The sequence below is a fragment of the Streptomyces sp. NBC_01498 genome (assembly GCF_036327775.1).
GTDB lineage: Bacteria > Actinomycetota > Actinomycetes > Streptomycetales > Streptomycetaceae > Streptomyces.
In genome coordinates, this window is record NZ_CP109598.1 from 756,380 (window position 1) to 766,705 (window position 10,326).

Genomic DNA, 10,326 nt, shown 5'->3' on the forward strand with positions numbered 1-10,326 from the left:
TCATGTGATCCCGGTCGCCCGGTGGCCGCCCCACTCGTCAGTGGCCTGTGCGGTTTCCCGCCCACACGACGGGGGTTCGGGCCGACCACGGACGTGCCTGTTCGAGTTGGCCGGCGAGGCGGAAGAGGGTGTCCTCGCGGCCGTAACCGGCGGCGAACTGCATGCCGACCGGGAGCCCCGTGCCGGCGTCGGCCGTCACGGGCACGGACATGGCGGGCGTGCCCGCGACATTGAAAGGCACGGTGAACGGCGAGCGGTCGAGGACACGGCCGATCCAGCCCAGTCCGTCGAGTTCCTCCGCGCCCTCGGCATAGGCGCCCAGGGGTACGGGAAGCTCCGGCAGGGTCGGGGTGAGCAGCAGGTCGTGAGCGTCGAAGTACCGTGCCAGGCTCCGGGCGACCCGGTTCCGGATCGTGAGGGCATCGACGAACTGGGCGCCGCTGACCCGCTGTCCGTAGCGATGGCCGGCCAGGGTCGTCGGCTCCAGGGTCGAGGAGTCGACGGGCCGGTGGAAGGCGGCGGCCAGCCCGTCGACCGAGGCCGTGAGATTCACCGTCATCAGACGGGCCACGGCCAGGACGAACTCCTCCCAGTCGGCCCCGAGACCGACCTCGGCCTCCACCACCTGGTGGCCCAGGGATTCGAGCAGACGCACGGTCCGCGACAGGGCGTCGGCGACCGGTGCGGTGGTGCGGCGCCCGCCCCACGCCTGCGCCAGTACGCCGATCCGCAGCGAGCCCGGGGAGCGGGTGACTTCGGCCGCGTAGGGCCGGCACGGTTCCGGGGCGGAGTACGGGTCCCCCGGTTCGGGGCGGCATATCCGGTCGAGCAGCACCGCGCTGTCGCGGACCGTCCGGCTGAGACTTCCGTGCACGGCCAGGCCGCTGAACAGTTCGTCGAAGTCGGGGCCCATGGAGACCCGGCCGCGCGTGGGCTTCAGCCCGAACAGGCCGTTGTACGCGGCGGGGATCCGGAGCGAACCGGCGGCGTCCGTGGCGTGCGCGATCGGCACCACCCCGGCGGCGACCGCCGCGGCGGAGCCCCCGCTGGAGCCGCCCGCGCCGCGCTCCAGGTCCCACGGGTTGCGTGTCGCGCCGTACAGCACGGGTTCGGTGGTGATGCTGTACGCCAACTCCGGTGTCGCGGTGCGCCCGAAGGTCACCAGGCCGGCGTCGCGGAAGCGCGTCATCAGGGCGGAGTCGGCGCGGGCGACATGGCCGGCCGCGAGACGGCTGCCCAGCTCCATGCGCCGTCCGGCCATGGCCACTCCGATGTCCTTGATGAGGAAAGGAACCCCGCACAGCGGTGTCCTGCCGGGGTGCGGCTCGTCGTCGCTCGGCCACGTCTCCACGATGGCGTTGATCCGCGGGTTGACCAGCTGGGCGGCCTCGCGTGCGGCTGTTTCCAGTTCGGCCGGGGTCACCTCTCTCCCGGCCACCAGCTCCGCGAGCCCCACCGCGTCGAAGCGCACATATTCGGCAGCTTTCATTGCCACTCCCGGCGAAGAGAACGATACCTTTGAGTACTTGACGATACCGAACGGTTTCGTTCAGGTCGGACTGGTACCGTAGCAGCGTGCGGGGTGTCCCCCCGCCGAACGTCGGGGAGCAGTCATGACATCGACCGTCAGAAGGCCGAGCAGGGTCGCGAAACTGCCGCCCCGTGAGCGCATCCTCGACGCGGCGGAAGAGCTCTTCCAGAACGAGGGAATCCGGCGGGTGGGCGTCCAGGCGATCGCCGAGAAGGCCGAGACCACCAAGACGGCGATCTACCGGCACTTCGAGACCAAGGACGCGCTGGTCGCGGAGTGGCTGCGGATCGTCGCCGCCGACTACCGGGCGGCCTTCGACCGGGTCGAGGCCGAACACCCCGGCCGGCCCAGGGAGCAGATCCTGGGCCTGGCCCGGTTCATCGCCGAGGGACTGCCGGAGCTCTCGCACCGGGGCTGCCCGTTCATCAACTCCCTCGCCGAACTGCCCGATCGCGCCCATCCCGCACGGCAGGTGATCGAGAAGCACAAGGCGCGCCAGACCGAAAGAATGGCCGGCATGTGCGCCGAGGCCGGACTGCCCGATCCCGAACAGACCACGGCCGAGATCACCTTCGTACTCGAAGGCGCACAGGTCAGCGCGCAGAACGGCAGCATCGATCGGATCGGGGAGCGGCTGACACGGATCGTCGAGGCGATCGTGGACCGGCACCGCTCCCCCGCCGACGAGCCCCGGGTCCTCACCGACTGACCGCAGGTACCCGGCGCGCGATGGAGACGCGAAGCCGTCTTCACGGACGGTCCCGGGCACGGACGGTCCGGGGCACGCCCGGTCGCCGCCTGGGCAGAAGTGCTCGGTGCGGCTTCCGCTCTCCGGCGCGCCGACGCCGTGAGGTTGACGGGCCGCCGAGGAGTGCGTCAGTCCAGCGTGGCGTAGACGATGAGGTTGTTCACCGGATGCCCCTGGGCGTCGAAGTCGCCGTCGCAGGTGATCAGGCGCAGGGCGTGGTCCTTCGTGTCGCCGTAGACCTTGTCGGTGGGAAAGGTGTCCTTGCTGACGCTCTCGGTGCCCGTGACGGTGAAGCGCGCCGACTCGCCCCGGCTGTCGCGGACCGTGATGCCCGCGCCCTTGGTGATCTTCTTGAGGTCGTGGAAGACCGCCTTGCCGAACCGGGTGTCGTTGTGACCGATGACGACGGCGGCGCCGGCTTCGCCGGGCGTCGCACCGCCGGTGTACCAGCCCGCGGTCATGCCCTTCTCGGGCGGCGGGACCTCGACGGTTCCGTCCGCGTTGAGGCCGAGCTCCATCAGGGAACTCCGCACGCCGATCGAGGGGATGGATATCCCGACGGGTGTCCCGGGCCGCCCGACCGCCTTCGGGGAACGGGGCGGCGGGGTACCGGCGCCGGTGGCGGGGCCGGTCGCGGAGGACGGGACGGCGGTGTCCGGTGCGGACGAACAGCCGGTCAGCACGATCAGTACCGCAGAGACGACGAGAGCGGTGCGGGCAGGGAACACAGCGGGCTCCAGAACAGGGCCGGGGGCGGGGCCCGTTGTCGGATCGGGCCGGACGCGCGGGTCCGAGTGCCGCGCGGCACAAGGCGGTTGTCGGCGGCGCGGGCGGGCCCGCGAGGAGCGGGCGGCGGGACCGGCTCGGTGCTACGTGTGCGAGGGCGCCACCCGGTGAAGGGCGGCGCCCCTGTGACGCCGGGTCAGATACCGCGTCGCGAGACGGAGCGGCGACGTATCACGATGGTTCCGGCGCCCGCGAGGAGCAGCGCTCCGGCGGCCGAGCCGACGAAGGCGGTCGTCGCGGAATCCTGGGCCGGGGCCTCGCCCGCGGCGACACCGCCCCGCGGGACGTCCTTGATGTCGCCCCTCTTGACGGCGTCGAGCCTCTTCTGTTCCTCGGCCTTCTTGGCGTCCTCGGCCTTCTTGGCGTCCGTGGAAGGGGCGGTGGGCTTCTCCTCGGCCGCCGACGGCGACGGCGACGGCTTCCCGTCGGAGGCGAGGGCCGCCGTGGCCGGGGCGAGCATCATTCCGGCGACGACGGCCGGCAGGACGACGAGGCGCAGGGGGTGACGGCGTGACATGTACGACTCCAGTTCCAGCCCGGGATGGTTCGCACCTGATGCCGAGTCGCACCAGGTCGCGGGCAGGGCTCCAGGCTGGCGACCACTTGTGAGAAAAGTGTCAGAGCGTGATGTCGACCATGTCAGGGCCGGGCGCCGCCGACCGGTGCTTCGCCGGTCCCTGTCCGCGCCGCGCCGTCGGCACTCACCGCCGTGTCCCCACCGTCTCCCCCGTTCTCTCCGTCCGACCCATCGTCCTCCCCGTCCGGACCACCACCGGGCGCCGCCGGCAGCCGCAGGGTGAAGACCGATCCCTGCCCCTCGGTGCTCGCCACACTCGCCGTTCCGCCCTGCGCCTCGGCGAGTTTGAGCACGATGGCCAGGCCGAGGCCGCTGCCGCCGGTACTCCGGTTGCGGGACTTCTCGGCCCGCCAGAAGCGGTCGAACACGTACGGGATGTCGTCGGCCGGGATGCCGGTGCCTGTGTCGGACACCTCCAGGGCCACCTCGCGCCCGGGGCCCTCACCCTCCCGGGAGCCGGTCACGTACGAACGCAGGCTCACCAGGCCGCCGGACGGTGTGTGCCGTACCGCGTTGGAGACAAGGTTGCTCACCGCCTGGCGCAACCGGACCGGATCGGCGTACAGGCACGGTCCCGGCCGGCCGGGCGTCGGCGCGGCGACCGTGAGTGTGACGCCGGCGGTCTCGGCCGGAGCCTGGTACGCGGCGGCGACCTGGCCGAGCAGATCGTCGGCGTACACCGGCTCCTGGTGCAGGCGCAGCGCGCCCGCGTCGGCCGCTCCCAGGTCCTGTAGATCGTCGATGATGTGCTGAAGCTGCACCGCTTCTTCGAGGAGCGAGGAGACGAACGCCGGGTCCGGATCGGCCAGCCCGTCCTGTGCCGCCTCCAGCCAGCCGCGGATGTTGCTCAGCGGGGTGCGCAGTTCGTGGGCGACGTCGCTGACCATCACCTTGCGCTGCTCCTCGAGGCGGGCGCGGTGTACGGCCATGTCGTTGAAGGCCGCGGCCAGCCGTCCGATCTCGTTGTCCGGGCCGACCGGCACCGGTGCCGAGTCCAGTCCGTCCCGCATCCGCTGCGCCGCGCCGGTGAGCGCGTGCAGGGGCCGTACGAGCCGTGCTCCGGCGATCACCGAGACACCCACGGTGAGAGCCAGGACGAGCGCCGTGACCCCGACGATGCGTGCGGTGTTCGCCGGGGAGAGATCGAAGCCGGGCACACTGACGGCGCCGGTGCCGTCGATGAACAGCAGCGCGGGCGGCGCGACATGGTCCGTGAGCTGCTCGCGGCGGGCGCTGCCGACGCACGAGGCGACAGCCCGGTCGTACCGACTGTCACGGGCGACCGGAGCCGGCTTCAGGGCGGCGTCGGCGGCCTTCTTCCCGGCTGCGGTCCTGCCCGTAGCGAGGCCGGGTACGGCTCGCGCGGAGTCGTCGTACCCCTGGTTCCAGGACAGGTCGAGATTCAGTGCGACGCCCGCACGTCCCTGGCGTTTCAGGCAGGCGTCGGCCAGTTCGTCGAGCTCCTGGAGGGCCTTCCTCTCGGTCGGGGTGGGGCCCGGCTCATAGGCTGAGCACTTGGTCTCCAGGAGCCGCTCGGTGTCGTTGCGCACGAACTCGACCCGGGGCCGGCCGCTCGGACTCTCGACCACATCCGCGGCGACACCCACTCTTCCCAGGCACTCGGCCTTCTGGTCGGCGTCCTTCCGCAGCCTGGCTCGTTCGTTCGCCGGCAGCAGGAAGGGGCCCACGGCTCGCGGATCGACACGGTCCTCGCCGGACGTCGTGGTGTCGGGCCTCAGTCCGGTGTCGACCGACAACGGGTCGACGACCGCCGAGGCTTGAGCGGGCAGCGGCGCGACGGACGGTGTGCCGGAGGTTCCGTCGGCGGCGGCTGAGTCGAAGAGGAGCCGCCGGCTCTCGGTGGTCAGCACGATCCGGCGTTCGGACGTCCGGGCCAGTTCGGTCACCGTGTCCCCGGCGTTCTCCCAACCGGCGTGGGTGGCCGCGTACCCGAGGAGCGTGTCGTAGATCTTGGCGTCGGAGCTGAGATCCTGTCCTTGCTCCTGACGGATCGCTCCGGAGGTGGTCTGCACCGCGAGCCAGGCCGTGGCGGCGACCGCGCAGGAGGCCACCGACACCGACACGATCAGCAGCCTGCCGAGCAGACTCCTGCGGAGCGGCAGGCGCGGCCTCGGCCGCTTCTCTTCCCGCTTGTCTTCCCGCTCCCGGCGACGCTCCCGCCGACACTGTCGCTGTCGCTGTTCAGGACGGCGCATGGCGCACCTTCTTCGCGGGGTCCGTGAGTTTGTAGCCGACACCGAACACCGTCAGCAGCCGGACCGGGCGCCGTGGGGCGGGCTCGATCTTCTTGCGCAGATGCATGATGTGCACGTCGACGGTGCGGTTGCTGATGTACTTGTCGAAGCCGTGCAGTTCCTCCAGGAGCCGCTCCCGGGTGAAGACCCGGTCGGGCTCCCTGACCATCGCGGCGAGTATGCGGAACTCGCCGGGGGTGCACACGATCTGTGTCCCCCCGACCGACACCTCGTGCCGCGCGGGATCGACCCTCAGCGTGCCCACGGACAGCGCCTCGTCCTCGACGGCGGCGGGCGCGGAGCCCGGGACCGGGGCACCGGGACGTCTGTTGCGGCGCAGCAGCGTGCGCACCCGGGCCGTCAGCTCCCGGGGACTGAACGGCTTCGTCATGTAGTCGTCCGCGCCCAGATCCAGCCCGAGCAGCAGATCGTCCTCGGTGCTGCGTGCGGTGAGCATCAGCACCAGCACCTCCCGGGACTCGGCGCGCAGGATCCGCACCACGTCGAGGCCGTCGGCCCGGGGCATCATCACGTCGAGAACGAGCAGATCCGGTTCCCCGCGCCGTACCTCCTCCAGAGCCGCTCGGCCGTCGGCGACAACGGTGACGGCGTGCCCTTCGTGCTCCAGGTAGCGGCGCACCAACTCGGCCTGTTTCACGTCGTCTTCGGCAATCACGATGTCTGCGCACACATCGCGATCGTAACGACCCCGGTGCCGTGGCGGGACGCGGGCGAGCCACCGGGCCGACCGCCCCCGCATCGGGTGTCCCGCCCGCCGTCTTCGCATCCGGAGTGGCCCAAGCGAGCTGCGTGACGGGTATGAGGGGCACTCCTTCTGTCCGTCACCCGTTCCGTCCGGGATGCTGGAAGCCGGGCTCGACAGGGGGGCAGACGGTGTATACGGAACCGATGGCGCGGGCAGTCGTGGAGCCGGCAGTACTCACGCTGTTACGGCGATACCCGCGTGGCGGTTCGTTCTCCACGACGGTCACCTACGGCGGGGACGGCTTCACCATGTGCGCCCACGTACGGGCGCGGTGGGCGGCACCCGGGCAGGTCGAGATCGCGCTGGCCTGCTGGGTCGTCAACATGGACACCGCGCGCTGTTTCGGTGACAACCCACCCGCCCAGGAGGAGATGTGCCTGCCACCGGAAGGCACGGCGGAGTGGGACGAGCCGGTGACCAGCCGGGTGATCGGCCACCTCGCGGCTCGTATGAACCCGCTTTCCGCCGCCGTGCCGACCACCGACGAACACCTCACCATCACGGTGCCTCTCGTCCTGACGTAGTGCGGTCGAAGGGCAGTCGCGGCGGGTCCCTGGCGCCCGGGTCCGGCCGGCTCAGAACCAGCCGTCGTCGCACTCCTGGCCGGTGTGCTTCTCGAATTCCTCGACCGTCATGGTCCGGCCGCCGGCCCAGACCTGACCTGGTTCCAGGCGCGCCAGGTCGGCAGCGGTGAAGTGGACAACTCCCTGGTAGTCGACGCCGCCGCCGTCGGAGAGCACGACGAAGCCGGCCGAGTAGCTGTGGGTCGCCTTGAGCCGCTGGTCGCCCTGCGGCGGCCGGTCGCTTGTCCAGCCGTCCGGTGTGTGGAACAGCGCGATGTTCTCCGGGCCTTCGGCGGACCGGGGTGCGCTCACGTGCCAGGACGTGAGGTCTTCCACCGGGTCCTCGGGGGTGTCGGTGGTGACCGAACCCAGTACGCGGGCGGAAGCCGCACGGTCTTCCCCGCAGGGCCGCAGCATGGCGACGGCGCCACCGTCCGCCGCTGGGCGGACGCCGATGAGGTTCCGGTGCGGTGGGGAGCAGGAGGCCAGCGTGAATGCGGCCAGTACGGCGGTCGCTGCCGTCGCCAGTGTGCCGGTCCAGCGTCTGCGCATGCGCACCCCCCGTGGTCGGCCATCCTAGAAGCCGCCGGTCACGCACCGATCACGTTCCGGATACGCCGGGACTATGCGGCGCGCGACCCTCGGGCAGCGAGACGACCCACCGTCCCGCCCATCGCCGCCACGGATGACAACGACCGCCGGACGGGCGGCCCGTGGCCGGGTCTGGGAGGCCAGGGATCGGACTCCCGTGTCCGGGTGCCCCGCGCGCGGCGCGGGTCCGGTTCTCGTTCGGTTCTCGTCTCCCGCTTCGCGAGTGCGGGCCCAGGTCGGTGACCTGGGCCCTTTGGGGCCCGGAACATTTCGTGCGGACGCGACGTGAGTCGGTACGGCCGGGCGGCCGGAGCCGGCACAGTGGCGTCGGTCCCTCGCCGCCCACCACTTCCCCGGCGCCGCCACAACACCGCGAAGCGCGCCTCTACCGCGAGGTGCTCGGCGGGACTGTCCCCGCTTCAGGCCGCTGCCTCAGGTCAGAACGCCGAGGTGTACGCGGCGAAGAAGGGGATCCTCACCGGTGCTCCCCCGGGACTGAAGCAGGCCACGTTGAGCCGGACGGCGCCGCTGGCCCTGGTCCAGGGTGTGTGGAGGCCGCAGTAGTCCGGGCCACTGCCGTACGCGGTGACCTGGGCGGTGTCCGGAGGGACGCCCACCGATGGCATGGTGACCGTGAAGGGCGCTCCCGAGCCGCCGAGGGTGTTGGTGCCTCCGCCCGAGTTGTAGTTGGTGAGGGCGGGCACCGATCCGTTGTACCAGAGGTAGCCGAAGGACCTCGGCGGAGAGGCCGGTCCGTGGACCGCTCGCAGGTAGGAGTAGCTCAGGGTCCACTCGGTGTCGTACAGGGCGTTGGCCCCGTTGTAGCAGGCGACCACCACGGTCTGCCCCGGCGAGCCCGGCGCCCAGTCGGACACCTTGCATCGCGCACCCTGCCGCGCGTCGACCGCGGTGACCTGAAGATCGCCGGCCTGACTGGCCAGCCCCAGCCCGGGAAGCCATGCCCTCCAGATGCCGGTCGAGCCATGACTCACCGCGTTGACGGCGCCGGTGGAGTTGTACTGGGCGAGAACCGTGCCGGCGCCGTCCGAGTTGAGGTAGCCGTACGAGCCGGCGGGCGTGGCGGACAGGCCGCTGCTGCTCGTGTAGAGAACGGTGAAGGTGGAGTTGTCACGTGCGCCGCCGGGGCGATAACAGGTCACGTAGACGTCCTGACCGGATCCTGCCGTCCTCCAGTCGGCGATCTGGCACCAATGACCGACACTGCTCACCGCGGTGGCATGGGCGATCCCGCCGGATCCTCCGATCAGCGGGAAGTGCACGACGTACGAACCGACGCCGATCTGATCCACCTTGACGGGGTTGGTGGACGGAGAGGCCCAACTGCCCCACTGCCGAGTGGTATCGGGTACGTAGCCGGAAGGCGGGGTCGGGTTGTCCAGATAGGCGAATCCCCAGCGGTCGGGCACGGCGGCCTGGGCGGAGCCGGCCGTGGGAAGTGCCGCGGCCAGCAGAGCGGCCAGCATTCCCAGGACGAGCAGTGCGGCCCGCAAGGGCCTGAAGGGGCCGACGGGTCTGGGGGACAGAACTGAGGTACGGACGTGCATGGGCGTGCCTCCTGTGGATGAGTGCTGCCTGCGCGGTCCGGTGCGTGGATACGCACGCCCGACACGTGCCGCGTGGCGAGAACGAGCCTCGGCTCAGCCCTCAACCGGCGCGGAGGAACGCCGGAGCACGTGCTCCGGCGGAGTGCCGCGGGCGTTCGAAATCCGATGCTCACTGTCCCAGAAGCACGGCCCGGCACAACGTTCTCGGCCAGCCGTTCCGATGCTCGTCGCAGGTGCCGCTGTGGCACCGGGACTCACTCCGTTCCCTCGGCGCGCGGCGTGGGTCAGTCGTTACGACCGCTGCCCTGTCATCAGTCGTCGTTTCCCGCCGCTTCCACCCCGCCGCTCTCCATGGACACCGAAGCGGGGATTGTCCGGAACCCGTCGCGGGCGGCGCGCCCGCACGGTCGGCGGCCGAGCCCCGGCGTACGCGGGCTCGCGAGCACACCGGCCCACGGGACGGGCCCGGAGAATTCCCCGGGCCCGTCCGCCGTGACTCGGGTCCGGTCGGAGCCGGGAGTCCCGGATGCCGTACGCCTGGACGCAGCGGGTCGCGCCTTCGTACCCGACGCGTCCCGACGTACGACGCGGTCGTCGTACGGGCAGATCCGGTCTCGTCCACCGTGGTGTCATCGGCCCCGCCCGTGTCACGGGCGGGCGGAAGTATTACGGGCGGGCCGAAGACACAACCGCTCACCGCCTGAATGCGGCCCGCAGAAACGATCAAGGGCCGGTTTCGGATTTCTCCGAAACCGGCCCTTGAATCCGACTCTCACGAGTCGGGACGACAGGATTTGAACCTGCGACCCCTTGACCCCCAGTCAAGTGCGCTACCAAGCTGCGCCACGTCCCGATGCCCGCCTGACCTGGGGTTTCCCCTGGCCGAACGCGCATAAGAACAATACCGCACTCCGACCGGTGGTCACGAACCGTATTTTCCGGCC

Annotated in this window: 9 protein-coding genes and 1 tRNA gene; 2 read left to right on the forward strand and 8 right to left on the reverse strand. The window is 71.0% G+C overall.

The genetic code is table 11. From position 1 onward, the window contains the following. Window positions 1-37 precede the first annotated feature (37 nt). Entirely contained in the window at window positions 38-1,489 is a 1,452-nt protein-coding gene (locus OG875_RS02845) for an amidase (RefSeq protein WP_330172618.1), read from the reverse strand. A gap of 124 nt (window positions 1,490-1,613) precedes the next feature. Between OG875_RS02845 and OG875_RS02850 the strand changes: the two genes are divergently transcribed. Further along, window positions 1,614-2,240, forward strand: a complete 627-nt coding sequence (locus tag OG875_RS02850) for a TetR/AcrR family transcriptional regulator (protein ID WP_330172619.1) — start codon at window positions 1,614-1,616, stop codon at window positions 2,238-2,240. A gap of 167 nt (window positions 2,241-2,407) precedes the next feature. Here OG875_RS02850 and OG875_RS02855 read toward each other — a convergent pair whose 3' ends face one another. From OG875_RS02855 to OG875_RS02870, 4 genes are all read right to left on the reverse strand, one after another. Next, the gene (locus tag OG875_RS02855) at window positions 2,408-3,007 is read right to left on the reverse strand and encodes a class F sortase (RefSeq protein WP_330172620.1); all 600 of its coding nucleotides are present in this window, start codon (window positions 3,005-3,007) and stop codon (window positions 2,408-2,410) included. Window positions 3,008-3,201: 194 nt separating this feature from the next. After that, window positions 3,202-3,582 (reverse strand): hypothetical protein, encoded by a 381-nt coding sequence (locus OG875_RS02860; RefSeq protein WP_330172621.1) that lies wholly within the window; start codon window positions 3,580-3,582, stop codon window positions 3,202-3,204. Window positions 3,583-3,704: 122 nt separating this feature from the next. Next, window positions 3,705-5,858, reverse strand: coding sequence for a sensor histidine kinase (locus tag OG875_RS02865; protein ID WP_330172622.1), 2,154 nt, complete (start codon window positions 5,856-5,858; stop codon window positions 3,705-3,707). Further along, a complete protein-coding gene (locus OG875_RS02870; RefSeq protein ID WP_330172623.1) occupies window positions 5,845-6,588 on the reverse strand; it encodes a response regulator transcription factor in 744 nt (247 codons plus the stop codon). The genes OG875_RS02865 and OG875_RS02870 overlap by 14 nt, the downstream gene beginning before the upstream one ends. Window positions 6,589-6,806: 218 nt before the next feature. Here OG875_RS02870 and OG875_RS02875 point away from each other — a divergent pair, with 218 nt between their 5' ends. Further along, window positions 6,807-7,187, forward strand: a complete 381-nt coding sequence (locus tag OG875_RS02875) for a hypothetical protein (RefSeq protein WP_330172624.1) — start codon at window positions 6,807-6,809, stop codon at window positions 7,185-7,187. A gap of 51 nt (window positions 7,188-7,238) precedes the next feature. On the opposite strand, the gene OG875_RS02880 is transcribed toward OG875_RS02875, so the two are convergent. From OG875_RS02880 to OG875_RS02890, 3 genes are all read right to left on the reverse strand, one after another. Then, entirely contained in the window at window positions 7,239-7,778 is a 540-nt protein-coding gene (locus OG875_RS02880) for a hypothetical protein (RefSeq protein ID WP_330172625.1), read from the reverse strand. A 476-nt stretch (window positions 7,779-8,254) separates the two neighbouring features. After that, complete coding sequence (locus OG875_RS02885; protein WP_330172626.1) at window positions 8,255-9,382, reverse strand: hypothetical protein; 1,128 nt, start codon at window positions 9,380-9,382, stop codon at window positions 8,255-8,257. Between the two features lie 779 nt (window positions 9,383-10,161). Further along, window positions 10,162-10,235, reverse strand: a tRNA-Pro gene (locus OG875_RS02890). Window positions 10,236-10,326 lie beyond the last annotated feature (91 nt).

What these genes read in the sequence shown, in the direction of transcription:
- OG875_RS02845 (WP_330172618.1), bottom strand. Translation starts at nt 1,489, where the DNA reads ATGAAAGCTGCCGAATATGTGCGCTTCGACGCGGTGGGGCTCGCGGAG.
- OG875_RS02850 (WP_330172619.1), top strand. Translation starts at nt 1,614, where the DNA reads ATGACATCGACCGTCAGAAGGCCGAGCAGGGTCGCGAAACTGCCGCCC.
- OG875_RS02860 (WP_330172621.1), bottom strand. Translation starts at nt 3,582, where the DNA reads ATGTCACGCCGTCACCCCCTGCGCCTCGTCGTCCTGCCGGCCGTCGTC.
- OG875_RS02865 (WP_330172622.1), bottom strand. Translation starts at nt 5,858, where the DNA reads ATGCGCCGTCCTGAACAGCGACAGCGACAGTGTCGGCGGGAGCGTCGC.
- OG875_RS02875 (WP_330172624.1), top strand. Translation starts at nt 6,807, where the DNA reads ATGGCGCGGGCAGTCGTGGAGCCGGCAGTACTCACGCTGTTACGGCGA.
- OG875_RS02880 (WP_330172625.1), bottom strand. Translation starts at nt 7,778, where the DNA reads ATGCGCAGACGCTGGACCGGCACACTGGCGACGGCAGCGACCGCCGTA.
- OG875_RS02885 (WP_330172626.1), bottom strand. Translation starts at nt 9,382, where the DNA reads ATGCACGTCCGTACCTCAGTTCTGTCCCCCAGACCCGTCGGCCCCTTC.